This window comes from Leisingera sp. (assembly GCF_982940295.1).
Genome location: NZ_CEYXRG010000011.1, coordinates 117440 through 143514 on the forward strand (window position 1 = coordinate 117440; position 26075 = coordinate 143514).

Here is a 26075-nt window from a genome sequence, read left to right on the forward strand (position 1 = left end):
CAGTAGGGTGGATGCCGGGCTGGGGCATCCAAAAACTTCCGGGGCTTAGGGGCCGAAATTTCTTTGCGGGAAGACCCTTCGGGGTAGGCAAATTCAAGCCCCTGGGATCAGGAGAGTAACCGAAGGGCGGCGTTGACCCGCGGGGTGGCGCAATCGCGCCGCCCCATGGGGGCGGGTCGGCGCGGCCCGGCCTGCGGCAGGGCGGTGCATGACCGTAGGAGTGCTTTAAGTGATAAACCCCGAAAACGGTACCCGCAGCGCGGCCCGGTGGACCATCTCCGACAGCGTGATGATGTCGAATACCGGCCGGTTAAGCTCTGCCTGCAACGCATGGGCATAGGGCGGCAGGTCGGTGCATTCCAGCACGATCGGGCCGATCCCGGGGTTGCGGGCGATCATGCCCTCGGCGGCGGCCAGCAGCTCCGCCTCCACCTTGGCCAGATCCATCGCCGTGCGCTCATTGCGCAGGATCACGGTGGAGAACTCTTCGGCATCATCCAGCCCCTGCACCACGATAGGCGTGTTCTCCGCGCCGACACCTTGCAGATGCGCCTCGGTCAGGCTGCCCGCTGAGGCGGTGATCACCCCCACGGTGCGCCCGGTCATCTGATGCGCCAGCGGCACCTGGATCAGCGAGGAGACAAACACCGGCACATTCACCGCGGCCGCGATCTCCTTCTGGAAAATCGCCAGGAAGCCGCAGGAGCCGGTGATCGCCCGCACCCCCTTGGCCTCCAGCCGCTTGGCGGCGCCGATCAGCCGGTCCTTCATCTCGCCGGTAGGGTTGGCCAGCAGTTTCGGCACAGTAATCCCGTCCAGCATTTCATAGAGCGTGGTGAACTGCAGGCTGGAAGGGTTCTTGATATGGCCGGGCGGCTTGGGGAAGTAGCTCTCCAGCGCCAGAACGCCGATGGAGACGCCGCAGATATTCTGCCCGCCGGGGTGGATGGTCATGCCTTGATCCTTTCGTAACGCCGCGCCCGGAACGGCGAGAGGTCTTCATTCACGGGAGTTTTGCTCACGATATCCGCCACCAGCCGCCCGGTTTTCGGGGCCATCATCAGGCCGTAATGGCTGTGGCCGAAGGCGGCGATCAGATCCGGGAACCCCTCGACCTCGCCGATGCAGGGAAGGCTGTCGGGCAGGCTGGGGCGCTGGCCGGACCAGGTGTCCATATCGTCCGCACGCAGGTCCGGCAGCAGCGCCTTGGCCAGTTGTACCAGCCCGTCGAGCCGCTTTTGGTTCAGCGGCTGGTCTAGCCCGGCAAACTCGGCGGTGCCCGCCACCCGCAGCCCTTCCTCCATCGAGGAGGCCACGAATTTCATGTCCATATCCATAATCGAGTTGTTGAGCGCGACGCCGGGATTCTGAAACGACACGTGGTAGCCGCGTTCGGATTCCATCGGGATCCTGATGCCCAGCGGCTTCAGCAGCTCTCCGGACCAGACCCCCATCGCCAGAACCAGCTTGGGCGTCCATTCCCGGCCGGCCTCGGTGGTATAGGTCCAGCCGCCGGTCTCCGATGGCAGAATGCCACGCACCGTCCGGGTCAGGATCTCGCCGCCCATTGCCTGGAACTTCTCCGCCAGAACGGTGCCGATCCGGCCCGGGGAGGTCGCCCGGGCCTGGCCCTTGATCAGGATCGCGGCCTGAAACTCGGGCGTCAGCGCCGGTTCCAGATCGCGCAGCTCCGCCGCGCCTATGCGCTCCATGTCGGCGCCGCGGTCGCCGCGCATCCGGTAATCCACCGAATTCAGATCGGCGGCCTCGGCATTGCGGAAGGCGTGGACGTAATAGCTGTCCTGCACCAGATCCTCATGCCCGGTGCCCGCCAGGTGCTGGCGGTACAGCTCGACGCAGTTGCGGTTCAGCGTGTCCATCGCGTCGGAGATCTGCTGAATCCGCCCCGCGCGCCCCTCCGACAGGAACCGCAGGCCCCAGGGGGCGACCTTGGGCAGGTATGTTGGCTTCACCGTCACCGGCCCCAGCGGGTCCAGCAGCCAGCCCGGCACCTTCTTCCACAGGCCCGGCATGGATTGCGGCACCACCGACCAGGGGGAGATGATGCCGGCATTGCCGTAAGACGTTGCCTGGCCCGGCGCGTCGCGGTCGATGAGGCGGACCCGAAGGCCCCGCCCGGCCAGGGAGAGGGCCGAGCAGATGCCGACGATGCCGGCCCCCAGGACCGTCACATCGGGGGAGGCGGGGCCGCTCATTGCGCGGCCCCGGTCTGAAGTTTGCGCTGCTGGCCCAGCTGCTGCACCAGCACCGGCGCCATCACCACAAGTGCCGCGATGTCGGAGCCGCCGGAGGGCGCCACCAGCAGCAGGCCGCCGATGGCCATCAGCAGCCGCCAGATACCGCTGAGCGGGGCCAGAAAATAGGCCGAGACAGCCGTGGCGATGGCAAAGACGCCTGCGGCGCAGGTCAGGGTGACCTGAGTGAAGCTCAGCAGTGTGAAATGCTCTGGCAGCACGATCAGCATGGTGGGCGCGTAGACAAACACCATCGGCACCATCAGCTTGCCCAGACCCAGGGTGAACGCGTTCAGACCGGTGCGGAACGGGTTGGAGCCCGCAATCCCTGCCGCCGCATAGGCCGAGGCGCAGACCGGCGGGGTGATCTCGGAAATCACACCGTAGTAGAGCACGAACATATGGGTGGCGAGCGGCGGCACGCCCAGCTGGCTGAGGGCAGGCGTCGCAACCGCCACCAGCATGATATAGAGCGCGGTGGTGGGCAGGCCGGCCCCCATCAGGATACAGGCCATGGCGATCAGCACCAGCGACAGGAACTGCTGGATCGACGGCTGGCTGAACGCCTCGATCGTGGTCCAGTCCAGCAGCGGCGCAATCGCTGCCGCCATATCCGCCGCGCCGCCGGTGACCATGAAGCCGAGGCGGAAGCCGACGCCGGTGGTGTTGATCACACCGACCACGATGCCCACGGCGGCTGAGGCAGCACCCACTGCCAGCGCGTATTGCACGCCGACATGGAAGCTGTCGAACAGGTCGCGGAAATTCTGCCGCTCGTTGCGGTGCAGGCAGCCGATCAGCGTCAGCGCCGCCAGCATCCCCGCCATGACAGGGGTGTACCCCTCGCCGGAGTAGGGCGATGCCTTCCAGAAGATGAACCCGAGCAAGGCCAGCGGGATCACCATGGTCGCAGGCTTGTTGAAGGCACAGAAGCCGACCACCACGCACAGGCTGAGGCCGATAAAGGCCGCCATGTTCGGCGAATAGCCCGAGAACAGCACCAGCAGCAGCGCAATCAGCGGAATGATGGTGTACCAGCCGTCTTTCCAGACCTGCAGGAACTTGGGCAGCTGATCCTTGGGATAGGCGGTCAGACCCAGTTTCTTGGCGGTGAAATGCACGATCGAGATCACCCCGATATAGTGCATCATCGCCGGCACAATCGCGGCAATCACGATGGTGGTGTAGGGCACCTCCAGATACTCGGCCATCAGGAAGGAGGCCGCCCCCATGATCGGCGGGGTGATCTGGCCGCCTGCCGAGGCCGCCGCCTCAACCCCGCCTGCGAAATGGCCTGGATAGCCCAGTTTCTTCATGTTGGGGATGGTCAGCGAGCCAGTGGAGACCGTGTTGGCAATCGACGAGCCGGAAATGGTGCCGAAGAAGGCGGATGAGACAACGGAAACCTTGGCCGGACCGCCGGTGTAGCGGCCCGCCAGCAGCATGGCGTTGTCGACAAAGAACTGCCCCAGCCCCATCCGCTGCGCCACCACGCCGAACAGCACAAAGTGGAACACCACGGTGGAGACCACCCACAGCGTCACGCCAAAGATGCCTTCGGACGGGAAATACATGTTGTTGACGAACTGCTGCCAGTTCACACCCGGATGCTTGAGGATCTGCGCGGGCATGTAGGGGCCGAACAGCGCATAGACCATGAACACCAGGATGATCAGCGGCAGCACAAAGCCGATGGTGCGCCGCGCGATCTCCAGCACCGTCAGGATCAGCACCGAGCCAAAGAACACATCCAGGCTGGACGGGTTGCCCTGCCGCAGCGCCTGTTCGGCAATGTCAAAGCCGAACATGTCAAAGCCGCGCCAGCTGACCCAGAGGAACAGCGCCGCCGCCATGCTGAGGCCGGTGAGCGCCCAGTCATAGAGCGGCACATTGCCGGGGCGCAGCGGATTGGGCCCGCGCCAGTCCAGGCTGTGCGCGGTCCGGATCATCGGGAAGCCCACAAAGATAAACAGGAACAGCCCTGCCAGGTGAATGCCCATATGCACATGGTCCACCGGCGTGCCGAAGCCGGCCGTCCAAAGGTGATAGAGGGCAAAGGCGATGCTGGCCCAATAGATGACGCCAGTCAGCCTGGGGCCGTTGTTACGCGTATTGAGGGCGGAGTCGTACTGCTTCTCCAGCTCCTCAAGCGCCTTGTTGTCGAGATGGGTGTCTAGGGACATCGGGGTCTCCAGTTCCGGGGCTTCACCGGCACGGTGCCGGGAAACGGAAAGTGGCAGCAAGGATCTCCTTGCAGCAGGTGTTTAGGCTTCCCGGTAATTCTTTGAAACAGAGGGCCAGGTCGCGTCTTGACACTGAGGGCTGCGCCTGACCCTGGGTGGGCGTGAAGCGCCCTCCCGTGGGGAGGGTCGGGTGCTGCCCGGCGGTGCCGCCGGGCGATACCTTTTGTATTGAAATGCCGCGGTTAAACGTTACTTCAGCATGCCGATTTCGCGGTAGAAGCGCTCAGCACCCGGGTGCAGCGGCACGCCGATGCCCTCAACGCCGTCCAGTGCGGTTTCCAAGGTGATCGCCTTGCCCTTGGGGTGGCCGTTGTCCAAGAGCTTGCGGGCGGTATCGGACCACATCGCCTTGGTGATCTCATAGATCAGGTCTTCATCCATGTTGGCGTTGGTGACCAGCATGCCGGAGACCGCCACGGTGTTCACGTCATAGTCCACACCCGGATAGGTGCCTGCCGGAATGGTCGAGGGGATGTAGTAAGGCACGGTGGTGTTGGCCATCTTGACCTCTTCCGCCGACCAGTTGTGCAGCTCCATGCCCTTGGTGTTGTCGAGCTGGATCATCGCCGCGACGGGGGTGCCCGCGGCATAGAAATAGGCGTCCAGCTGGCCGTCGGCGATGCGCTCGGCGGACTGGGCGTTGTTCAGCTCTGCCTCGTCGATGTTATCGCGGTTGACGCCGTGGTCGTTCAGGATCAGCTCCACCGCGATCTGGGTGCCGGAGCCCGCCTGCGCGATGCCCACGCGCTTGCCCTTCAGCGCCGCGAGGCTCTCCAGCTTGTGGCCCTCAGGCAGCACCAGGTGCAGGTCTTCCGGGAACAGGTTGGCGATCACCCGCAGGTCGGGCTTGGCGTTGCCTTCGAACTTGCCCTTGCCGTGGTAGGCGAAATGCAGGGTTGCGGCGCCAGAGAGGCCCGCTTCCATCTGGCCCGCCTGAATGGCGTTCACGTTATGGGCCGAGGCGTTGGTCGACTGCGCCATCGCCACCAGACCCGGCACGCCGCAGTTGCCCCCCTCGTCACAGGAGCGCGAGCCCGGCGGGTTGGAAATCGCGTTTGCAATGATGCCGCCGATCGGGAAATAAGTGCCGCCCGCGCCGCCGGTGCCGATGCGGAAAAAGGTCATGTCCTGCGCCACCGCGGCGCCGGTCAGCATGGTGCACGCCAGCGCGGCCCCGGTCAGTTTCTTGAAAATTCCCATTGTCTCTTCCCTTGGTTTTTGGCTGCGGCTTTGCCCGGCAGCTCTCTCCTCCGATTTTTGCATCATGATTAAGGAAACTCATAAGTACAAATTTAAAATTATACTGTATGCATAGATCAGATTTATGATTGCTTTGCGCTAAGGGGCCGGAACATGAACTCTCACCAGCTTGCGGTCTTTCACGAGGTGATGAAGACCGGATCGGTCAGCCAGGCGGCGCGCAACCTGCACCGCACCCAGCCCGCCATCAGCGCCGCCATCAAGACGCTGGAGGAGGAGCTGGGCCTGACCCTGTTCCTGCGCGAGGGCCGCCGCCTGGTGCCGGTGCCCGAGGCACAGTATCTGATGGAAGAGGCGACCGAGATCCTGTCGCGGATGGAAACTGCGCAGCAGAACCTGGCCAATATGCGCGACCGGGTGCAGGGCTCCATCCGCATCGTGGCGATGCCGGGGCCATCGACCTTTCTGCTGCCGGAGTTCATCAGCCGCTTTGTCGCCGGCAAGCCCGAGGTGCGGGTGACGCTGGCCACCCGGTCGTCGCCGCAGGTGCGCAGCCTGGTGGCGGCCAACAGTTTCGATATCGGGTTCTGCGACATGACCCGGTTCCGCGGCGACCGCAAGCTGTATACGGCGGAGGAATTGCCCAGCAATTGCCTGTGTGCCGTGCCGGCCAGCCACCCGCTGGCAGACCGTGCGGTGATCACGGCGGCCGATCTGAACGGCGTGCCGATGGGGGCCTTGCAGCCGGATCACAACACCTATCAGGCCACCTCGCAGGTGTTTCTGGCCGCGGGCGCCGAGTTCAACCTGCGCTATGACGCGCAGTATTTCCTGCCGCTGTTCCACTTCATCGCCGCGGGCCAGGCCTGTGCCGTGGTCGATGTGCTCAGCGCCGAAAGCTACCGCCGCAGCAACGCGGGGGAGGCGCGGATCCGCTTCCTGCCGTTCGAGCCGCAGATCCCCTTTGGCTATTCGATCCTGACCCCCAGCGAGCGGCCCCTGTCGCAGCTGGCCGCCAGTTTTGCCGGGGCTTGGCGGGAATATGTGACGGAAATCCTGGCGGACGCTGCTGAAAGCAGCACCTAAAAGCCCCAAAAGCTCAACCGGTTATATCAAGCCGCTAAGCGTCCGTCCGGGTGGGAGCGGGAACGCGCCCGCCATGGGGCGGGCGGACGCGTGCCTGCCGCTTGCGCGACAGGCGAAGCGGTTTTCGAAGATTAGTCTTCACATCTATCTACAGAATTGTATACAGTTTGGAGTGCGAATCCCGGGCCTCTCCCCGGGGCAGGTTTCATGCAGGCTTTGGGAGGTCCCATGACAAATACAATAAACGGCGCCGAGGCGATGGTGCGCTCCCTGGAGGCGCATGGCGTCACCCATATCTTTGGCCTGTGCGGCGACACCACGCTGCCATTCTATGACGCGATGAACCGGCTGGAGCATGGCATCACCCATGTTCTCACCCGCGACGAGCGCAGCGCCGCCTATATGGCCGACGGCTTTTCCCGCGTGACCGGGCGGGTCGGGGTGTGCGAAGGCCCGTCCGGCGGCGGCGCCACCTACATCCTGCCGGGGCTCATTGAGGCCAACGAAAGCTCCTATGCGGTGCTGGCGATCACCACCGATATTTCGGTCGGATCCTATGGAAAGTACCCGCTGACCGAGGTGAACCAAGAGGTCTTGATGGGGCCGCTGACCAAGTTCAACACGGTGATTAAACGCGCCGACCACATCCCGCGCATGGTGCGCCAGGCGTTCCGGGCGATGACCACCGGCCGTTCCGGCTCGGCGCATCTGGGGCTGCCCTATGACATCCAGTACGACGATGTTCCGGCGGATGACATCTGGGGCGACCCCAAGCATCAAAGCTACCCCGCCTACCGCGCAGCGCCGGAACCGGGCGCGGCCGGGGCTGCTGTCGAAGCCATCCTGACCGCCAAGTCGCCGCTGATCGTCTGCGGCGGCGGCGTGGTGATCGCGCAGGCGATGGAGGAGCTGGGCAAGCTGGCCTCCCGGCTCGACATTGCTGTCGGCACCTCGATCTCCGGCAAGGGCTCGCTGGCCGACATCCACCCGCAGTCGCTGGGCGTGGTCGGCTCCAACGGCGGCACCAATGAGACCTGGGAGATGATGGAGGGTGCCGATTTGGTGATCTTCATGGGCTGCCGCGCCGGGTCCACCACCACCTCGCGCTGGGAAGCGCCGAAGCCTGGCCAGCGGATCGTGCATTTCGACAACGACCCGATGGTGATCGGCGCCAACTACCCGACCGAGGTCGGCGTGGTCGCTGACCTGAAACTGGCGCTGCAGGCGGTGAACGCCTATCTGGACAGCCGCGAGGGTGATCTGCCGTCCTTCGGCGGTGCCGCCAAAGTGGCCGATATCAAGCAGCGCAAGTTCGCCAAGTTCGAGGAACTGGCAAACAGCAAGACAGATCAGGTCCTGCCGGAGCAGATCATCCACGCGCTGAACCGGAACCTGCCCGGCGACGCCATCGTGGTCTCCGACCCCGGCACCAGCTGCCCCTATTACAACGCCTATTCGCAGCAGAAACACCCGGGCCGCCAGTACATTACCAACCGCGCCCATGGGGCGCTGGGATATGCGCTGTCGGCAGCACTGGGCGCCTGGTTCGGGCGTCCGTCCAGCAAGGTGGTGGGGATGATGGGCGACGGCTCCTTCAACTTCACCTGCGGCGAGCTGGAGACCGTGGTCCGCTGCAACGCGCCGATCACCTATGTGGTGTTCTCCAACGCGAATTTCGGCTGGATCAAGGCGAGCCAGCGGGATGACTGCGGCAAGCGCTACTATAATGTGGACTTCAACCGCACAAACCACGCTGCGGTGGCTGAGGCCTTTGGGGTCAAGACCTGGCGGGTTGAAAAGCCGGAGGAGCTGGAGCCAGCTATCCAGGAAGCTTTTGCCCATGACGGTCCGACCCTGATTGACGTGGTCTGCCAGGCGCTGGAAGAATCCGCCGCGCCGGTGCGCCGCTGGATGGGGTAAATACTCTCTATACTGTACTGCCCGGCGGCACCGCCGGGCAGCGCCCGTCCGCCCCCATGGGCGGGCGCTTCGCTTCCGCCCGCGGACGGGTGCTGCCCTCAGCATTTTGTTCTCATGCGTCATTGATTTCCTTTCTTGTTTTTGCCGGTTATCAATCCTGAAACCCCCAGTTTCAGGAGAGGCGCCCCATGGACAAACCAACCGCACCCAATGCCGGAGCCATGCTGCATTTACGCGGCAATACGCTGTCCGAGGGCGACCCGGTGGCGCTGCCGCTGACGCAAAGCTCAATGTACCACCTGCCGGGCGACTGGAGCGGCGGCCCCAGCTATGGCCGTGCCGACAACGCCACTTGGGAGCATCTGGAACATGTGCTGGGTTATCTGGAGGATGCCCCGGCGCTGGCCTTTCCTTCCGGCATGGCGGCGATCTCGGCGTCGCTGTTCGCCACGGTCAAGGCCGGGTCCCGCATCCTGATCCCGTCGGATGGCTACTACGTGACCCGCCGCCTCAGCGAACGGTTCCTGCAAAACCTCGGCGTTCAGGTTGAGCAACGCCCAACCAGCAGCTTTGCCGAGGGCGGGTTTGAGGGGTTTGACGTTGTTTTTGCGGAGACACCGTCCAACCCCGGTCTCGACCTCTGCGATCTGCGCGCGATTGCGGACGCGGTTCATGCCGCTGGCGGGCTGCTGATTGTGGACAACACCACCATGACCCCGCTGGGTCAGCGCCCGCTGGAGCTGGGCGCGGATGTGGTTGTGGCCTCCGACACCAAGGCGCCGGGCGGGCATTCGGACGTGCTGATGGGGCATCTGGCCACCCGAAACGCGGATGTGCTGCAGGCGGCGCGGGAATGGCGCCAGTTCGGCGGCGGCATCCCCGGCCCGCAGGAGGCATGGCTGGCGCACCGGGGGCTGGAAACCCTGGAGCTGCGCTTTGACCGCATGTGCAGCACCGCAGAGCTGCTGGCCGAACGGCTGGCCGCGCATCCGCTGGTGCAGGCGATCCGCTTTCCGGGGCTGGCATCCGACCCGTCGCATGAACTGGCCAAGCAGCAAATGGCGCGGTTCGGCTTCCTGATCTCGATCACGCTGGACAGCGCGGAGCAGGCCGATGCCTTCATCAACTCCTGCCCGCTGATCCGCTCGGCCACTTCCTTTGGCGGGGTGCATACCTCGGCGGAGCGCCGCGCTCGCTGGGGGGATGCGGTGGCGCCGGGTTTCGTGCGGATTTCGGTTGGAACCGAGCCGGCGGAGGAGCTGTGGAGCGCGATGGCGGCCTCGCTTGAGGCGCTGCAAGACTAGGGCGCCTGCGTTTTCCGCCGCTGTCCCCGTGGGGACAGGCAGGGAAAACAGACTCAGGTCAGCGTCTGATAGAGCGAGGTGAGCCAGGCGGCGACCGTCTTCACCTCGTCACGCTGGCCCGCGCGGTCGTTGATCACCATGTAGTGCGAGCGGCGTTTCGGGAGCTTGTATGCGGTGGGGGCGATGACCAGCCCTTGCTCCAGGTATTGTTTGGCAAAGCTTTCCAGCACCATCGTCACCCCGTGGCCCGCGGCGACGGTTTGCAAGGCAAGCAATGAGGAGTCGGCCTTGAGCCAGTCGGTGGTCACCTGCAGGGTCAGCCCATGCAGATCGGCCAGGCGGCCCCAGTCGGTTTCCGAGCCGATGATCTGCACAACGTCAGCGCGCGCCAGGTCCTCAATGGATGGGCTGCCGCCGAGCGCCCCGGCATAGGCGGGGCTGCACACCGGAATGGCGTTTTCGTGGCCCAGATGCAGGATCTGAGCCTCCTGCCAGTCGCCGGATCCGTAGCGGACGTCGATGTCCAGCGCTTCCTCGTCAAAACGGCTGGCCCAGACGGTGGTGGAGAGCTGCACGAAGATGTCCGGGTGTTCGGCCTGAAACCGGGCCAGCTGCGGCGCGATGACCAGGGCGGCGCAGGAGATCGTCGCCCGCAGCCGCACCACGCGCTTGCGCTTGCTGCTGAACAGGCCGGTGGTGGCGCGCTGCATATCATCAAATGATTTGCGGATCGGCTGGGCATAGGCCTGGCCGGTATCCGTCAGCGCCACGCCGCGGGGCAGGCGTTTGAACAGCTGGGTGTTCAGGTGTTTCTCCAGCAGCCGGATCTGCTGGCTGATGGCGGCGGGGGTCAGGCCCAACTCCTCTGCCGCGGCAGAGAAACTGTTGAGCCGCGCGGCGGCCTCGAAGGCCTTGAGCCAGGTGACATGGGGCAGGTCGGTCATGGTAACCTTTAAGCATAGTTAGGCCTAAGGGGCAAAACGCATTGTTTGATTTATGTCTGGGGCACTGTGCAAGGTCGCGGGATATCAACGGGCTTGGCACGTCATGGCGCAAACATTTGACTTCATTATCGTGGGCGCCGGATCGGCGGGCTGTGTGCTGGCGGACAAGCTGACGGCCAGCGGCCGGCATAAGGTGTTGCTGATCGAGGCCGGGGGCACTGACCGGCGGTTCTGGATCAAGATCCCGGTGGGCTATGGCTTTACCTTCTCGGACCCCAAGGTGAACTGGCGCTATTCGGCGGCGGCGGATCCGGGGCTGAACGGGCGCGAGGCCTATTGGCCGCGGGGCAAGGTTCTGGGCGGGTCGAGCTCGATCAACGCGATGGCCTACGTGCGGGGGCTGCCGCATGATTTTGACGATTGGGAGGCCGCAGGGGCGGCGGGCTGGGGCTGGGACGCTGTCCGCCGCAGCTATGAGGCGCTGGAGAGCCACGACGAATGGCACGAAGGCCGCCGCCGGCTGCGCGGCAACGGGCCGGTGCGGGTCACGGACCTGAGCGAGCGGATGCATCCCTTTGCCAGGAACTTCCTTGCCGCGGGGCAGGAGATGGGCTGGCCGTTCCTGCCGGATATGAATGCGGCTGCTGATGCCGGTGCCAATACGCTGCCAAGCGAAGGGATGGGCTTTGTCCGCAGCACGGTGAAGGACGGGCGGCGCTGGTCCTCGGCGGATGCGTTCCTGCGGCCCGCGATGCGGCGCGGCAATCTGACCGTCGTGAGCGGCGCGCTGGTGGAGAAAGTGATGACGGCGGGCAGGCGGGCCACCGGGGTGGCCTACCGGGTGAAGGGCCTGCCGGAGATGGCGCTGGCAGCGCGGGAGGTGATCCTGAGCGCGGGTGCAGTGAACTCGCCGCAGCTGTTGCAGCTGTCGGGGATCGGGCCGGCGGCGCTGCTGAAGCGGCATGGGATCGCGGTGAAACATGATCTGCCGCAGGTGGGGCGGGGGCTGCAGGATCATCTGGCGGTGTCGCATTTCTTCTGGGCCAATAGCGCCACGCTGAACGACCGGCTGGGCAGCTTTGCCGGTCAGATGAAGGCCGGGCTGCAATATGTGCTGACCCGCAACGGACCGCTGAGCGTGCCGGTCAACCAGTGCAGCGGTTTTGTCCGAACGGCGGGCGCGGCGCGGCCGGATGTGCAGGTCTATTGCAACCCGGCGTCTTATTCGACGCAGGCCAATGGCAAGCCGCAGATTGACCGGGACAACGGATTCCTGTTGTGCGTGCAGCCAGGCCGGCCCACCAGCCGGGGGCAGATCAGCATCCAGTCCGCCGACCCGGCGCAGCCGCCGCGGATCGAGCCGAATTCTCTGTCGACCGAAGAAGATAAGGCGACAGCAGTCCGCGCGAGCCGGCTGCTGCAGGCGCTGGCGGCGGCACCGGCCATCAAGCGCGTCACGCGGGAGCGGCGGGCGCCGGACATTCTGGACATGGACGATGCGGCGCTGCTGGAGAACTTCCGCGAGCGCGCGGGCTCTGTGTTCCATGCCTCCTGCACCTGCCGGATGGGCAAGGATGCGGGTGACTCTGTTTTGGATGCGCGGCTGCGAGTGCATGGGGTGGCGGGCCTGCGGGTGATTGATGCCTCGGCCTTTCCGAACGTCACCTCCGGCAACACCAATGCGCCCACCATGATGCTGGCCGCGCGTGGCGCGGAGCTGGTGCTGGAAGACAGTGAAAACAAGCGTTTGGCGGCGGAATAACAGGGAAACGCGCATGAAACTCGACACCATCGAAACCTTTGTGTTCGGCAACCCGCCGCCGCGCCATGGCGGGCGATACTTCATCTTCGTGCGCCTCACCACTGCTTGCGGCATCACCGGGGTGGGGGAGATCTATAACGCGACCTTCGGGCCGGATCTGTGCTGCGCGATGGCCGAGGAGATGTTTGCCCGCCAGTTCGCGGGTTGCGATCCGCATCATATCGAGAAGTTGTGGCGCAAATCCTATGGCGCGGGATACACGATGCGGCCTGATGTGACCGTGATGGGCGTGCTGAGCGGGCTGGAGATGGCCTGCTGGGATATCATCGGCAAGGCCGCGGGCAAGCCGGTTTACGAGCTGATGGGCGGGCAGGTGCATGACCGGCTGCGCAGCTATACCTATCTATACCCGCCGGAGGGGGATGTGTATCCTGACCCGTACACGCCGAATGTCTATAACGACCCGGATATCGCCGCCGAGGTCGCGTTGCAGCGGGTGAACGAAGGCTTCACGGCGGTGAAGTTCGATCCGGCCGGGCCTTATACGATCTACGACGGCCACCAGCCTCGGATGGAGGACCTGGAGCGCAGCGAGCTGTTCGTGAAGCGCATCCGGGAGGCGGTCGGCACCCGCGCGGACCTGCTGTTTGGAACCCACGGGCAATTTACCGTTTCGGGCGCCAAGCGGATGGCGCGGCGGCTGGAGCCCTATGAGCCGCTGTGGTTCGAGGAGCCGGTGCCGCCGGAGAATCCCGCTGATATGGCCGAAGTGGCGCGGTTTACTTCGGTGCCGGTTTCAACCGGTGAGCGGCTCTGCACCAAGCATGAATTCGCGCGGGTGCTGGAGGCTGGCGCGGCCTCGATCCTGCAGATGGATCTGGGCCGGGTCGGTGGCCTGCTGGAAGCCAAGAAGATCGCCAGCATGGCGGAAACCCGGCAGGCGCAGATCGCGCCGCATCTTTATTGCGGGCCGGTGGTGGCGGCGGCGAATATCCAGATCTCCGCCTGCAGCCCGAACTTCCTGATCCTCGAGTCGATTGGCCGGTTTGAAGGGCCGTATATGTCCTGCCTCAAGTCCTCGATCACCTGGGAGGAGGGCTATGTGATCCCATCCCGCGAGCCGGGCCTGGGGGTGGAGCTGGACGACGAGGCGATTGCCGCCAGCCCCTATACCGGCAGCGCGCTGCATCTGGAGCTGGCGCAGGAGCCGGTGGTCCCGTAGCGTCAGGCGCTACTTAGGCGGTGCCGTGGATTTGCGCAGGACCAGCGCGGACTCCAGCATGGCGGGGTCCGGTCTGGTCTGGGTCTCCACCCACTGAGCGATGGCATCCGCCGCCGCTGTTCCCATGCGGGCGACGGGCAGGTGGACGGTGGTCAGCTCCGGGTGGATGTGGGCAGAGCCGGGCAGGTCGTCGAGGCCCATGAGTGAGATATCCGCCGGCACGGACACCCCTTGCCGGTGCAGCTCTGCCAGGACGCCGGAGGCCAGCACGTCGGACAGGCACAGAATGGCGGTCGGCTGCTGCGTCTGTTGCAGGATATCGCGGGCGGCGGTGCAGCCGCCGGCGATGGAAATCTCCGTCTCGAACAGCTGCAGCGCAGCGCCGGAGCCATTCAGCCCGTTCAACCGCGCCTGGGTTCGGTCGTTGTTGGCGCGGGGGCCATGCACCACGGCAATCCGGCGGTGGCCCAGGCCGGTCAGATGCTCCAGCGCCAGCGCCGCGGCGGCGGCGTTGTCATAGCCGATGGTGGGCAGGGTATAATCCGGATCGTAAAAGGAGGTGGCGATCGCCGGGCGCTGGCTGCGCTCCAGCAGGTCATAGAGCGCGGGGTCATGAGTGATGCCTGAAACAATCAGCCCCTCGGCGCCGATGTCGATCAGGGTCTTGGCCTTTTCCGCCTCTGTCTGCGGGTCACTGTCGGTGGTGGCCACCACAAGCGACAGCCGATGGGTGCCAAGCTGGTGTTCCAGCTTGGACAGGAAGCGGGCAAAGATCGCGTTGTCTAGGGTCGGCACCAGCGCGCCGACGAACCGGGTGCGCCCGGTGTTGATCGCCCGCGCCGCAGCGCTTGGCACCCAGCGCAGGCTGGTCATCGCCTCCTCGACCCGTTGGCGGGTCTTTTCGGCCACCGTTTCAGGCGCGTTCATCACCCTTGAGACCGTCGCCACCGACACCCCCGCCGCACTGGCAACATCCCGTAAGTTCGCGCGTTTCTGGCCTGGTGTCTTGCTCATCCGCTCTTTGCCTTTCTTGCCGCCTTTGCCGGTCGGATAGGAAATTCTTGACACATGTAACCAGTTTCATCAACGATGTAACCAGTTACATTTTGCAGAATCGGCAGAAGAGATGACCCGCTACACAGTCCTGCGCGGCCTTGACAACATCGGTTTCGACAGCCCTGCCCGGGCCTTTCCCGGCTTTGCGAAACCCGCCCGGGGAAGCACCCGCGTGCTGGCGCTGCGCGACGGGATCCGGCAGGAAATGCAGGCGGGCGACCTGCTGTCGGTAGAGATTGCCCAAGCCGAGGATGGTGTGCAGATCGCAGCTTTTGATGCCGGCGGGCGCCCGGCGCTGGCAGCGTTGGGGTTGCAGGCGGATGCACGTCTGAGGGTTGCGGAGTGCGACAGCGCGGAGCTGCTGGGCTGGGTCGCGGCAAATGGCGGCGCCACCGCTGATATTCCCGCTGCAAATCTGGCGGCTAACGGCGTGCCGCTGATCCTGAAAGCGGTCAGCGCGGCGACGGTCTGGGTGTTCCATACGGCCAGCCCTGAGGCGCTGGTGCATGGCGCGGCCCCGGCCAATACCAAGGTCACCTGGCAGCCTGCGGAGCGCAGCACGCCGCTGCTGCCGCCGCTATTGGGCGATACGCGGGAGGAATTCACCGTCAGCCGTGGCACCGGCTTTGCCTATGAGGTGAAGCAGGGCGAGATCATCCAGGTCATCGACGTTGAAGGACAGCAGTGCTCCGACTTTACCGCTTTCCGCGCCGATGGGCTGGAGCGGGGCGAGGAGCTGATGATCGACAGCACTGCCACCCGGTCGATGGTGCGGCGTGCCTATCCGGGGCCGGGATTGCTGGACAAGTTCTTTGACCGCGATATGCGGCCGATGCTGAACGTGATCCAGGACACCTGCGGGCGGCATGACACCTTTGGCCTGGCCTGCACCGCGCGCGGGTACGAGGAGCGCGGATTTCCCGGCCACGTGAACTGCTCCGACAACATGTCCCATGCGCTCGCGCCCTATGGTGTGCAGCGGCGGGCGGCCTGGCCTGCGGTCAACTTCTTCTGGAACACCTGGGTCGACCCGCATTCGCACCACATCCTGACCGAGGAGTCGCATTCGCGCCCCGGCGACTATGTGGCGATGCGGGCGCTGGAGGATCTGGTCTGCGTCTCCACCGCCTGTCCGGACGACATCGACCCGATCAACGGCTGGAACCCGACCGATGTGCATGTGCGCATCTACCGCCCCGAAACACCCCTGCGCCGCGCTGTTGCCTACCGCGAAAAGGAAGACGCTCCGATGTCGATCAGCCAGAACTCCGCTTTTCATGACCGGCTTGAACCGCTGACCCAGCATTTTGCCCCGGCCCGCGACCTGTGGGCGCCGGTGAGCTTCCCGTCGCATGGCACCACCGGGGAATACTGGGCCTGCCGCAATGCGGTGACGGTGCAGGACATGAGCGGGCTGCGGAAATACGACATCGCCGGCCCCGATGCCGAGGTGCTGCTGCAGCAGGCGACCACCCGCAACGTGGCCAAGCTGGCGGTGTGGCGCGGCTCCTATACGCTGATGTGCGATGAGGCCGGCACGGTGATCGACGACGGCACCCTGTTCCGGCTGGCGCCCGACCTGTTCCGCTGGTGCTGCGGCTCGGAGGAGAGCGGCCGGGTGCTGGAGACGCTGGCGCAGCAGATGGGGCTGCAAGTCCGCATTCACGATATGCGCGGGGCGATGCCAAATCTGGCGATCCAGGGCCCCAGGTCGCGCGACCTGTTGCGCAAGATCGCCTTTACCCAGCCGCACGTGCCGCATCTGGACCAGCTGAAATGGTTCGGCGTCACCGTGGCGCGGCTCAATGACCGGGAGGGCGCCCCCTTCGTGCTGTCCCGCTCCGGCTACACCGGCGAACTGGGCTATGAGATATTCTGTTCCAAGGCGCACGCGCTGGAAATCTGGGACGCGGTGATGGAAGCGGGCGAGGAGTTCGGGATCACCCCGATGGGGTCTGCCGCGCTGGAGATCATCCGGATCGAAGCCGGGCTGGCCGCCGCCAATGCGGAATTCGCAGCGGGCGTGGACGCGTTTGAGGCTGGGCTGGGCTTTGCCGTTGATCTGACCAAACCGGAATTCACCGGCAAGGCGGCGCTGGAACGCAACGCGCGGGAGTCGCGCCGGGTGCTGAAGGGGTTGCTGCTTGGCTGCAACGATGTGCCGTTGCACGGCAGCCCCGTCTATGCCGGCGAGAGGCAGGTGGGTGTGGTGACCTCCGCCACCCGCTCGCCCTCGCTGGAGCATGCCATCGCCATCGCCCGGCTGGGTGTCGAGCACGCCGAAGACGGCGCCCGGCTGGAAGTTGGCCAGCTTGACGGGCGGATGAAACGCCTTGGCGCCACCGTTACGAACATTCCTTTCATAGACCCGCAGCGCAAGCGGGCCCGCGCCTGAGCGCGAAACCTCACAGCAACAGGAGAGAGAAACCGATGAAACATCTCGCGTTTGCAACTGCAATTGCCGCCTTGGGCACCGGTGCGATGGCGCAGGAAAAAGTCATGGTGGGCGAGCCCAGCTGGCCCGGCGCCAAGATCATGAGCCGGATCATCGGCCAGGTGATCGAGACGCGCCTGGGCGGCGAGGCGGGCTATGCCCCAGGCGCCAATGCGGTGATCTTTGCCGCGATGGACGGCGGGCGCGGCGATATCGACGTGCACCCCGACGTCTGGCTGCCGAACCAGGCGTCCTTTACCGACGAATACGTGGACCAGAAGGGCACCGTGGCGCTGTCCTCCGGCAGCTACGAGGGGCGGTCCGGTTTCTGCACCCCGACCTATATGGCCGAGGAGCACGGGATGAAGTCGATCTTCGACCTCGCCACCCCGGCGGCGCAGGATCTTTATGACACCAATGGCGACGGCAAGGGCGAGATCTGGGTGGGTGCCTCCGGCTGGGCCTCCACGAATGTGCACAAGGTGAAGGTGCGGGATTACGGGATCGAGACATTTCTGGAGCCGTCCTCCGAAGATGAAACCGTGTTCTATTCGCGGCTGAAGGATGCGGTGGAGCAGAAAGAGGGCGTCGTCTTTTACTGCTACAAGCCGCATTACGTGCATGCGCTGTATGACGTGACGATGATCGAAGAGCCAGAGCACGACCCGGAGGCCTATACTATCATCCAGCCGGATCAGGACGCGGACTGGTACGGCAAATCCTCGATCACCTCGGGCGACCAGGTGAAGACGGTGACGGTGGCCTATTCCAAGTCGCTGGAGCAGCGGAACCCGGCGGCGGCGTCGTTCCTGAGCCAGATCGACATGGATGCAGGGGAACTCTCCAAGCTCACCTATCAGGTGGTGATCCAGGGCCAGGAGATCGACGCGGCGGTGTCGGACTGGCTGGCGGCCAATGGCGAAATCGTGGACGGCTGGCTGGGCCTGAACTGATCCCATCCTTTGGCCCCGCCGACCGGCTGGCGGCGGGGCCGGCAAAAGACTTTTGAAGACAGGGGGAGGCCATGGCGGGTGATATCGCAATTGACGCACGCGGCGTCTGGAAGATTTTCGGGGCACGCTCAGCCGAGGCGCTGAAGGCCATTCACGCGGAAGGGCTGACAAAACCGCAGGTGCTGGAACGGTTTAACTGCGTGGTCGGGGTGGCGGATGCCAGTTTCCAGATCGAACGGGGCGAGCTGTTCTGCGTGATGGGCCTGTCGGGGTCCGGCAAGTCGACGCTGGTGCGCCACGTGAACCGGCTGCTGGAGCCGACAGACGGGCATATCTTCATCAATGGTGAGGACGTGATGGGGCTGAACGCCGAGGGCCTGCGCGACCTGCGCAACCGCCGCGTTGCCATGGTGTTCCAGAATTTCGGCCTGATGCCGCACCGCACCGTGCGCGACAATGTGGCGATGCCGCTGGAAATCCGCGGCACCGGCAAGGCGCGCCGCTGGGAGGAAGCCGACCGGGTGCTGGAGCTGGTGGAGCTGTCGGGCTGGGAGGACAAATACGCCCATGAGCTGTCCGGCGGGATGCAGCAGCGGGTTGGCCTCGCGCGCGCCATTGCCTCCGACCCTGAGATCCTGCTGATGGACGAGCCGTTTTCGGCGCTGGATCCGCTGATCCGCAAGCAGCTGCAGGACCAGTTCATGGAGCTGAGCCGCAAGCTGGGTAAGACCACCATGTTCATCACCCACGACCTGGACGAGGCGATCCGCATCGGCCACCGCATCGCCATCATGAAGGACGGCCGCATCGTGCAGATCGGCACCCCGGAGGAGATCATCCTGAACCCGGCAGATGACTATGTGGCGGATTTCGTGGCCGGGATCTCCAAGCTCAACATGATCTTTGCCCATTCGGTGATGAAGCCGGTTGCAGAATTCGAGGCCTCCCACGGCGCCTTGCCCGCGGATGCCAAGGTGGCGCGGCCCGACATGGACCTGAGCGACCTGATGGATCTGGCGGTGGATGGCCACGGCATCGTCAAAGTTGCCGATGCTGGCGCCACCGTCGGGGTGATCAACCGCGCGGGGCTGATCCGCGCCATTCAGGACAGCCAGGCGTAAGGAGGAGGGTGATGAAGCACATCGACCAATCACAGATCAAACCGGAAACCGCCGGGCGGCTGAGCGCGCTGGTGGGTGAGTTCACCGGCCAGTCGCAAAGCTACTATCAGCAGGTTTTCAGCTACATGATGGAGGCGCCGGGCTACCGGTTCACCTTGAACTGGGCGGCTGGCCTTTTGGGCCCGGTCTGGTTCGGGGCAAGGGGGCTTTGGTCCTGGTTCCTGGGCTTTCTGGTGCTGGAAACCCTGGCCTACATCCAGATCGCGATGGGCCTGTTTGGTGATCTGGGCCGCGACTTCCGCATCCGGGCGGAGCAGATCGCACAGACGCTGGAGCTGCGGCGGCAGCAGATTGAGGCGGCGGAGGCCTCTGGCGCGTCCTCATTGGACTCGCTGAAACGTGCCGCGGAGTCGCTGGAGGGCGCGCTGGCCGGGGCGCAGGAGGCCGCGGCGGCGGCCAATGCAAGCGGTGTTGTCTACCTGGTTGCGGGCATCGCCCTGCTGCTGTCGGTGAAGTTTCTGGCGGCATCCTTGGCGAACTGGACGCTGGAGGGGCAGTTTGCCCGCTGGCGCTCCGACCGCAGCGTGGCCAGCGGCTGGTCCGTGCCGCGGCTGGCAGTTTCCACTGTGCTGGCAGCGGCGGTCGTGGTGCTGTCGGCGCTGAAGTTTGCGATGCCGGATGCGTTTTCGCTGCTGAACGCCTTTCCCACCAACCGCGACTGGCGGCTGAATGTGGGGGACGGGGTGCAGGCGGCGTTCGACTGGACCAAGACGTCCGGCCGCGGCTTCTTTGACGGGCTGACGGCGGGGATGCGGACGCTCCTCGACTGGATCGAGGTGGTGCTGGTCGATACCCCCTGGCCGGTGGTGGCGCTGGTCATTGTGATGCTGGCCTATCTGTCAGCGGGCGCCCGGGTGGCGATCTTTACCGGTGCAGCGCTGGCCTATCTGGGGCTGCTGGATTTCTGGGAAAAGGCGATGACCACCATTGCGCTGCTGGGCGCGGCGGCGCTGATCTCGATCACCTTGGGCATTCCGCTGGGCATCTACTGTGCGCGGCGCCCGCGGGTGTTTGCGGTGGTGCGCCCGGTGCTGGATTTCATGCAGTCGATGCCGTCCTTTGTCTATCTGATCCCGGTTGTGGCCTTCATTGGCTCCGGCAAGCCGGCAGGGGTGGTGGCCACAATGATCTTTGGCAGCCCGCCGGTGATCCGCTTTACCGTGCTGGGGCTCCAGCAGGTGCCGGACACGGTGCGCGAGGCCGCGCTCGCCTTTGGCGCCACGCCGCGTTACCTGCTGTGGCGGGTGGATCTGCCGCTGGCGCGCAAGACGATCATGGCCGGTGTCAACCAGACCATCCTGCTGTCGCTGGCGATGGTGGTGGTGGCCTCGCTGATCGGCGCCAAGGGGCTGGGTGAGGACGTTCTGGAAGCGTTGCAATATGCGGCGGCGGGGCAGGGTATTCTGGCGGGTCTGGCGATCCTGTTCTGCGCGCTGATCCTCGACCGGATTGTTGCCGGCAGGCGGTGACCTGCCAGCCATCGGGACATGATGCTGCCCCGGCCTCAGCTGCCGGGGCGCATTGCGCTTGGCGGCAACTTAACGGGAAACTTGGCACGGATTTCCGCGTCCAGCTTGCTGCCGAAATAGTTCGGGTAATGCTCCGCCAGGATCCGCTCCGAGGCCTCATGGGCGCGGTCGAACAGGGTCTGCTTTCCCGCCTTTTCCCAAGTGTCCGTCAGCTCACGGTCCATTAGTTCGGGGTAGACGTATTCCGTCTCCATGTACTCAAGCGTCTGGTTGTTTCCGAGGAAATGGCCCGGGCTGATGGCGCAGTCGTGGATCACATCGACCGAGAGGGTGTCGTCGCTGACCTCGATCCCGCGCAGGGTGCGGGAGATCATGCCGGCGGCTTCGTTGTCGATCACCATCGACTCGAAGGAGCAGCCCATCAGCGAGCCGACCATGCCGCCGAATTCGCACAAACGGTTCGCGCCGGCATGGGCGGCGAGGCTGAAGGTCAGCGCCTTTTCAAGGCCGTATTGAGCGTCGGGGATCTTGGAGTCGGTCATGCCGCAGCCGACCGAGGTGGGCAGGTTGTAGAAGTTGCCCATCTGGATGGCGGCGGCGGAGATCAGCGCCTGCTCGCCCGAGCCGCCGGTGAAGGAGCCGGTGCGCAGGTCGGTGATGAAGGGCCAGGCGGCGAACACCACCGGCGTGCCGGGGTTGATCAGGTTGACGATGGCCACGCAAGAGAGGGTTTCGGCCACCGCCTGCGCCAGCGTGCCGGCCAGCGGGGCAGGGGAGGTCGCGCCCGCCTGCGGCGGCACCGCCAGATCACAGGTGAGGCCCAGTTTGGCGGTGTCGATCATGATCTCCAGGTTCTCGCGCCCCAGCCGCAGCGGAGAGACAATCGGGCAGCCGCCGAAGATCACGGAGGGTTTCTGGAGGAACTTGCCTTCGCCGCCGGAGGCCATGTCGAACAGCTCGATTGCCGGTTTGATATGGGCGCGGTCGCGGAAGGTGAGGCAGGAGGGTTTCTCGCTGCCGGCCAGGATCGCATAGAGCATCGACATGTCATGCTCGAAATCCTGCGGCACGTCGGTGGCCAGCACCGTGTCGCCGGTCATGTGTAGGTTGTCGAGCCGGTCCACCAGCCGGGTGAAATCGTAGATATCTTTGAGCACCGAGGGCCGGTAGCTGCGGGTGGCGGCGTCAAAGGTTGTGACCGCGGTGCCGGAGTTGGCGTAATAAACCTTCTCCTTGGTGCAGTGCATGTCATCCTTGCCCGCGCGGCTGCCGCGGGCGTGGACGTAGAATTCGCTGGCCGCCTTGGTCAGCAAGTCCTCCATCAGCGCGCGGGGGAAGCAGAGGCGGCCGTGGGCGTTGAGCTCGGCGCCCTTGGGCAGGACCAGATCGAGCAGCCCCTCGGTCGGGTCGCCGATGCCGGTTTGGGCCAGGATGGTCAGCGCCGCCTGGTGGATCTTCTGCATGTCCGCATCCGACAGCGGTCTGTAGCGGCCGCCGGGGATGCCTGCGTGGATGGCCTGCGAGGGCGCGGCCTGGGTGCGGGCGGCGGCGCGCGCTTCGCGTCCGCCGCTGCGGCGGCGGGTTCGGGTCTTGGTGACGTCAACCATATAGCGGTCTCCGGAAAGGTCAGCGCAGGCCGCAAAGGCGCGGCCTGCTTTCATTTTTGGGGTCTGAAGCGTTCAGATCATGCTGAAATAGCTGCGGTAGAAGCCGGGCAGGCTCCACTCCATCTCCGACAGCGGGCCGGGGACGAAACGGTGCGAATTCACCCCTTCCTGATTGTGGCGGATGATGCGTTCGTCATCGAGCGAGGTGACGTGCCACAGCCAGGTCAGCGCCTCTTTGCTGTAATCGCGGCCTTCCTCGGCGTCGCCGCGCACATACCAGGCGATCTGGATGTCGGTTTCCTGCAGGGAACGGGGGATGAAACGGTATCCCACCAGGTGGTCGGCATAGATCAGGAAATAGTTCAGCGTGCCGATCGCGAGATCGGTGGCGCCGCCGTCATGCCCCGTCAGCTGCCCCAGCGGCGGGGCCAGCGGCTCACCGTCCTTGCTGCCGGTCTGGTAACCGGGAAACAACGGGTAGCGCCGCCAGTAGACATCCGCGCCCAGAGCCATCGCATTCGGGCCGGTCAGATCAAGCTCCTCTGTTGGCAGTCCGGCGGAGGCGGAGCGGTCGCGCAAGTCTGCGCCGTATTTCTCCACATCCGCGGGATCCTTGAGCGAATGGCTGCGGGAATAGTCCTGATGCGAGGGCGCGCAATGGTAGCACTCCAGGTAATTCTCCAGCGCCAGTTTCCAGTTGGCGGGAACCGGATAGGAGGCCTCATGCGCGAGTTTCAGGTTGTCCAGCTGCATCGGTGCCGACAGCGGCGCAAGCCGGGCGAGGCTTTCCTCCAGCGGCGGCGGGTTTTCATCGGCACAGATGAAGATCAGGCCCTGGAATACCTGCACCTGAACCGGGAACAGCCCGTATTCGGAGGGGTCGAAATCCGGCCCCATGGCGCGGCCGCCGCGCAGACGCCCGTCCAGCCCGAAGGTCCAGGCGTGATAGGGGCAGGAGAACACCCGCGCGGTGCCCTGCTTTTCCAGGCACACGCGGGAGCCGCGGTGGCGGCAGATGTTCATATGGGCGCGCACCTCTCCTTCGCGGTCGCGCACCACGATCACCGATTCCGGGCCGTAGTCGAACAGGAAGTAGTTGCCGGGCTCGGCGATCTGGCTGACGTGGCCAACCCAAATCCAGTTTCGGTTCCAGACCCGTTGGATGTCGTGTTCATAGACCGCCTGGGAGGTGTAGAAATGGCGTTCGAGCGCAAAGCCTTCCTGGTGGCTTTCCATCAGCTCGCGCATCACTTGCAGGTCATCTTTGGGCATCAGCTGCCTCCCATATCGTTCAGAGAGATCAATTCACGGCGGAACCAGTCCGCGTCCGCCGCCGCCGGGTCGCGTTCGAAATTGCGGGCGGCCATGTGGCCGGCATAGACCGCATCGGCAATCAGCCCCGGGGATGCGGCATCGCCGATCAGCTCCAGCGTGGTGAAGCGGTGCGGGTGGTCTGCCTTCAGCTCCTCATAAAGGGCCGCGTCGCGCTGGCGGGCGGTCACCATCAGCAGGCTGGTGCAGGGCACGGTCCGCGGGCGGCCGGTGTAGGCGCAGCCCAGGGTGACGCCACCCGCATCGGCCGATTGCAGCAGATGCAGCGGGATGATCTCGACCCCGGCCTCGATCAGGCTGGCCTGCACCCGGGCCTGCTCCAGCGTCAGTTCGGTAAAGGCTGAGACCACGGCCCCGGGCGTGGCCAGGATCACCTTGCGGCCCGCCGCGGCCAGGTGGTACGCCACCACACCGCCGAGGTAGGCCTGATCGTCATCATAGATCATAACCGGGCCTTCCGCAGGGGGCATTTCGCCCGCCATGATGTCGTCGGGCGTGAAAACCGGCAGGCCCTCAACCGGCAGGGGCGCGTGGCTGGAGCGGCCGCTGCCGTCGCGCAGCCAGCGGCTGCCGGTGGCAATGAAGACATTGGGAATTTCCAGATCGGTCACTTCGGTGGCGCTCATCGGGCTGTCGGTGAACATGTGCACATTGGCGCGCTGCTGCAGCTGCCAGAGCCGGTTGTCGGCCACCCGTTTCCAAGCCGCCAGTCCCGACAGGCGGGATTCGCGCAGGACGCGGCCGCCGAACTCGGGCGCGGCTTCGGCCAGGGTCACGTCATAGCCGCGGTTCGACAATTGCAGTACGCATTCCAGGCCCGCCGGGCCGGAGCCGATCACCAAGGCATTGGTTTCATTGCGCTTGGGCGCGATCTTCTCAGGGTGCCAGCCGCGGCGCCATTCCTCGCCCATGGTGGGGTTCTGGGTGCAGCGGATCGGCACGCCCAGATTGTCAGCCGACACACAGATGTTGCAGCCGATGCATTCGCGGATTTCCTCAACGCGGCCGTCCCTGATCTTGTTCGGCAGAAACGGGTCGGCGATGGAGGGGCGGGCGGCGCCGATCAGGTCCAGCACGCCCTTGCTGACCAGCGAAGTCATCAGGTCCGGCGAGGTGAAGCGGCCGACCCCGACCACCGGCTTCGATGTCACCTGCTTGACGAAGTCGATATAAGGAACCTGGAAACCGTCCTGCGGCTGGAAGCGGGTGGTCTGGCTGTCATTGCTCCAGTCGGAGACGTTCACGTCCCACAGGTCCGGCAGCTCAGCCAGCATCTCGACCACAGCGCGGCCTTCCTCCTGCGCCTGCATCCCGTCCGCGCCCATCATCTGGTCGACCGCAAAGCGCAAGGCGACGGCGCAGTGCCCGTCCAGCTCCTCGCGGGTTTCCTCCAGAAGCTCCCGGGTCAGGCGGACGCGGTTTTCCAAAGAGCCGCCGTATTCGTCGCTGCGGCTGTTGAATTGCGGCAGCAGGAAGTGCTGGGGCAGGGTCATCTGGTGGCCGGCATAGACATAGACGATGTCGAACCCGGCCTCCTTGGCACGGCGGGCGGCAGCGCGGTGCCAGCGGCGCAGGTTGCGGATGTCCTCCTTGTCCATGGCGCGGGCCTGTTTCGGGAAAACCGTGTCGATCGGCCCGTCAGAGGGCGCCAGCACCGGGGCGCGGGTCAGATGGTTGGTGGCGTGGTGGCCGTTGTGGGCCAGCTGGATTGCCGCCAGCGCGCCGTGCTGATGCACTTTCTCGGTCATCAGCCGCAGGGCGGGAACGTCGTGTTCGTCCCACAGACGGTTTTCCGCATACGGGCCGAGGTCGGACGTGGGGTGGATTTCGGTTTCTTGAGTGGAGACCACGGCCCAGCCGCCTTCGGCCTTCATACCGCGCATGGCGGCTTCGGCCTGCGGACGCACATGCCCCATGCCGTTGCAATGGGGCACCTGGTAAAACCGGTTTCGCGCGGTGACGGGACCGATCTTCACCGGTTCAAACAGAATGGAATACCCATTTGCGCCTGACATATTGGCACATCCTTTTATTCACAGATTGTCGTTAAGGGGCAGGACGGCGGGCCGCATGGCCCGCCGCTTGCGGGGATCAGAAGCCTGCTTTG

General features: G+C 65.0%; 18 protein-coding genes. 9 read left to right on the top strand and 9 right to left on the bottom strand.

Features of this window, described 5'->3' with window-relative positions:
- Nucleotides 1-225: 225 nt before the first annotated feature.
- The 4 genes from AC4HIX_RS12080 to AC4HIX_RS12095 form a co-directional block, all read right to left on the bottom strand.
- The gene (locus tag AC4HIX_RS12080; protein WP_475053628.1) at nucleotides 226-954 is read right to left on the bottom strand and encodes an aspartate/glutamate racemase family protein; all 729 of its coding nucleotides are present in this window, start codon (nucleotides 952-954) and stop codon (nucleotides 226-228) included.
- Nucleotides 951-2216, bottom strand: coding sequence for an NAD(P)/FAD-dependent oxidoreductase (locus AC4HIX_RS12085; protein ID WP_475053629.1), 1266 nt, complete (start codon nucleotides 2214-2216; stop codon nucleotides 951-953). Before AC4HIX_RS12085 ends, AC4HIX_RS12080 begins: the two co-directional genes overlap by 4 nt.
- The gene (locus tag AC4HIX_RS12090) at nucleotides 2213-4438 is read right to left on the bottom strand and encodes a TRAP transporter permease (protein WP_475053631.1); all 2226 of its coding nucleotides are present in this window, start codon (nucleotides 4436-4438) and stop codon (nucleotides 2213-2215) included. The genes AC4HIX_RS12085 and AC4HIX_RS12090 overlap by 4 nt, the downstream gene beginning before the upstream one ends.
- 249 nt (nucleotides 4439-4687) lie before the next feature.
- On the bottom strand, nucleotides 4688-5698 hold the full coding sequence (locus tag AC4HIX_RS12095) for a TAXI family TRAP transporter solute-binding subunit (RefSeq protein ID WP_475053632.1): 1011 nt from the start codon (nucleotides 5696-5698) through the stop codon (nucleotides 4688-4690).
- Between the two features lie 153 nt (nucleotides 5699-5851).
- Here AC4HIX_RS12095 and AC4HIX_RS12100 point away from each other — a divergent pair, with 153 nt between their 5' ends.
- The 3 genes from AC4HIX_RS12100 to AC4HIX_RS12110 all read left to right on the top strand — a co-directional run bounded on the left by AC4HIX_RS12100 (nucleotide 5852) and on the right by AC4HIX_RS12110 (nucleotide 10008).
- Nucleotides 5852-6784, top strand: coding sequence for a LysR family transcriptional regulator (locus AC4HIX_RS12100; RefSeq protein ID WP_475053634.1), 933 nt, complete (start codon nucleotides 5852-5854; stop codon nucleotides 6782-6784).
- A 228-nt stretch (nucleotides 6785-7012) separates the two neighbouring features.
- The gene (locus tag AC4HIX_RS12105; RefSeq protein ID WP_475053636.1) at nucleotides 7013-8704 is read left to right on the top strand and encodes a thiamine pyrophosphate-binding protein; all 1692 of its coding nucleotides are present in this window, start codon (nucleotides 7013-7015) and stop codon (nucleotides 8702-8704) included.
- Between the two features lie 188 nt (nucleotides 8705-8892).
- Nucleotides 8893-10008: a cystathionine gamma-lyase gene (locus AC4HIX_RS12110; RefSeq protein ID WP_475053638.1), complete on the top strand. Its 1116-nt coding sequence runs from the start codon at nucleotides 8893-8895 to the stop codon at nucleotides 10006-10008.
- Between the two features lie 53 nt (nucleotides 10009-10061).
- On the opposite strand, the gene AC4HIX_RS12115 is transcribed toward AC4HIX_RS12110, so the two are convergent.
- Nucleotides 10062-10952 carry a LysR substrate-binding domain-containing protein gene (locus tag AC4HIX_RS12115; RefSeq protein ID WP_490399109.1) on the bottom strand — a complete coding sequence of 297 codons (891 nt, stop codon included), beginning with the start codon at nucleotides 10950-10952 and terminating at the stop codon, nucleotides 10062-10064.
- A gap of 103 nt (nucleotides 10953-11055) precedes the next feature.
- Here AC4HIX_RS12115 and AC4HIX_RS12120 point away from each other — a divergent pair, with 103 nt between their 5' ends.
- Both AC4HIX_RS12120 and AC4HIX_RS12125 read left to right on the top strand, forming a co-directional pair.
- On the top strand, nucleotides 11056-12714 hold the full coding sequence (locus tag AC4HIX_RS12120) for a GMC family oxidoreductase (RefSeq protein ID WP_475053643.1): 1659 nt from the start codon (nucleotides 11056-11058) through the stop codon (nucleotides 12712-12714).
- A gap of 13 nt (nucleotides 12715-12727) precedes the next feature.
- Nucleotides 12728-13936, top strand: a complete 1209-nt coding sequence (locus AC4HIX_RS12125) for a mandelate racemase/muconate lactonizing enzyme family protein (RefSeq protein WP_475053644.1) — start codon at nucleotides 12728-12730, stop codon at nucleotides 13934-13936.
- A 9-nt stretch (nucleotides 13937-13945) separates the two neighbouring features.
- Here the strand turns inward: AC4HIX_RS12125 and AC4HIX_RS12130 are convergent, their stop codons facing one another.
- Complete coding sequence (locus AC4HIX_RS12130; protein WP_475053645.1) at nucleotides 13946-14950, bottom strand: LacI family DNA-binding transcriptional regulator; 1005 nt, start codon at nucleotides 14948-14950, stop codon at nucleotides 13946-13948.
- Nucleotides 14951-15062: 112 nt separating this feature from the next.
- On the opposite strand from AC4HIX_RS12130, the gene AC4HIX_RS12135 reads away from it, so the two are divergent.
- From AC4HIX_RS12135 to AC4HIX_RS12150, 4 genes are all read left to right on the top strand, one after another.
- Nucleotides 15063-17387 (top strand): DUF1989 domain-containing protein, encoded by a 2325-nt coding sequence (locus AC4HIX_RS12135; RefSeq protein ID WP_490399110.1) that lies wholly within the window; start codon nucleotides 15063-15065, stop codon nucleotides 17385-17387.
- Nucleotides 17388-17422: 35 nt separating this feature from the next.
- Complete coding sequence (locus tag AC4HIX_RS12140; RefSeq protein ID WP_475053649.1) at nucleotides 17423-18379, top strand: ABC transporter substrate-binding protein; 957 nt, start codon at nucleotides 17423-17425, stop codon at nucleotides 18377-18379.
- A 71-nt stretch (nucleotides 18380-18450) separates the two neighbouring features.
- Complete coding sequence (locus AC4HIX_RS12145) at nucleotides 18451-19500, top strand: quaternary amine ABC transporter ATP-binding protein (RefSeq protein WP_475053651.1); 1050 nt, start codon at nucleotides 18451-18453, stop codon at nucleotides 19498-19500.
- An 11-nt stretch (nucleotides 19501-19511) separates the two neighbouring features.
- Nucleotides 19512-21029, top strand: coding sequence for an ABC transporter permease (locus AC4HIX_RS12150; protein ID WP_475053654.1), 1518 nt, complete (start codon nucleotides 19512-19514; stop codon nucleotides 21027-21029).
- Between the two features lie 35 nt (nucleotides 21030-21064).
- Here the strand turns inward: AC4HIX_RS12150 and AC4HIX_RS12155 are convergent, their stop codons facing one another.
- The 3 genes from AC4HIX_RS12155 to AC4HIX_RS12165 all read right to left on the bottom strand — a co-directional run bounded on the left by AC4HIX_RS12155 (nucleotide 21065) and on the right by AC4HIX_RS12165 (nucleotide 25983).
- Nucleotides 21065-22636, bottom strand: a complete 1572-nt coding sequence (locus AC4HIX_RS12155; protein ID WP_475053656.1) for a trimethylamine methyltransferase family protein — start codon at nucleotides 22634-22636, stop codon at nucleotides 21065-21067.
- Between the two features lie 72 nt (nucleotides 22637-22708).
- Nucleotides 22709-23908, bottom strand: coding sequence for an aromatic ring-hydroxylating oxygenase subunit alpha (locus AC4HIX_RS12160; protein ID WP_490399111.1), 1200 nt, complete (start codon nucleotides 23906-23908; stop codon nucleotides 22709-22711).
- The gene (locus AC4HIX_RS12165; RefSeq protein WP_475053661.1) at nucleotides 23908-25983 is read right to left on the bottom strand and encodes an oxidoreductase; all 2076 of its coding nucleotides are present in this window, start codon (nucleotides 25981-25983) and stop codon (nucleotides 23908-23910) included. The genes AC4HIX_RS12160 and AC4HIX_RS12165 overlap by 1 nt, the downstream gene beginning before the upstream one ends.
- Nucleotides 25984-26075: the final 92 nt, after the last annotated feature.

Coding starts and splice junctions, on each gene's coding strand:
- AC4HIX_RS12095 (WP_475053632.1), bottom strand. CDS start 5,698: ATGGGAATTTTCAAGAAACTGACCGGGGCCGCGCTGGCGTGCACCATG.
- AC4HIX_RS12085 (WP_475053629.1), bottom strand. CDS start 2,216: ATGAGCGGCCCCGCCTCCCCCGATGTGACGGTCCTGGGGGCCGGCATC.
- AC4HIX_RS12125 (WP_475053644.1), top strand. CDS start 12,728: ATGAAACTCGACACCATCGAAACCTTTGTGTTCGGCAACCCGCCGCCG.
- AC4HIX_RS12090 (WP_475053631.1), bottom strand. CDS start 4,438: ATGTCCCTAGACACCCATCTCGACAACAAGGCGCTTGAGGAGCTGGAG.
- AC4HIX_RS12080 (WP_475053628.1), bottom strand. CDS start 954: ATGACCATCCACCCCGGCGGGCAGAATATCTGCGGCGTCTCCATCGGC.
- AC4HIX_RS12110 (WP_475053638.1), top strand. CDS start 8,893: ATGGACAAACCAACCGCACCCAATGCCGGAGCCATGCTGCATTTACGC.
- AC4HIX_RS12150 (WP_475053654.1), top strand. CDS start 19,512: ATGAAGCACATCGACCAATCACAGATCAAACCGGAAACCGCCGGGCGG.
- AC4HIX_RS12140 (WP_475053649.1), top strand. CDS start 17,423: ATGAAACATCTCGCGTTTGCAACTGCAATTGCCGCCTTGGGCACCGGT.
- AC4HIX_RS12145 (WP_475053651.1), top strand. CDS start 18,451: ATGGCGGGTGATATCGCAATTGACGCACGCGGCGTCTGGAAGATTTTC.
- AC4HIX_RS12120 (WP_475053643.1), top strand. CDS start 11,056: ATGGCGCAAACATTTGACTTCATTATCGTGGGCGCCGGATCGGCGGGC.
- AC4HIX_RS12115 (WP_490399109.1), bottom strand. CDS start 10,952: ATGACCGACCTGCCCCATGTCACCTGGCTCAAGGCCTTCGAGGCCGCC.
- AC4HIX_RS12105 (WP_475053636.1), top strand. CDS start 7,013: ATGACAAATACAATAAACGGCGCCGAGGCGATGGTGCGCTCCCTGGAG.
- AC4HIX_RS12155 (WP_475053656.1), bottom strand. CDS start 22,636: ATGGTTGACGTCACCAAGACCCGAACCCGCCGCCGCAGCGGCGGACGC.
- AC4HIX_RS12100 (WP_475053634.1), top strand. CDS start 5,852: ATGAACTCTCACCAGCTTGCGGTCTTTCACGAGGTGATGAAGACCGGA.
- AC4HIX_RS12135 (WP_490399110.1), top strand. CDS start 15,063: ATGACCCGCTACACAGTCCTGCGCGGCCTTGACAACATCGGTTTCGAC.
- AC4HIX_RS12130 (WP_475053645.1), bottom strand. CDS start 14,950: ATGAGCAAGACACCAGGCCAGAAACGCGCGAACTTACGGGATGTTGCC.
- AC4HIX_RS12160 (WP_490399111.1), bottom strand. CDS start 23,908: ATGCCCAAAGATGACCTGCAAGTGATGCGCGAGCTGATGGAAAGCCAC.
- AC4HIX_RS12165 (WP_475053661.1), bottom strand. CDS start 25,983: ATGTCAGGCGCAAATGGGTATTCCATTCTGTTTGAACCGGTGAAGATC.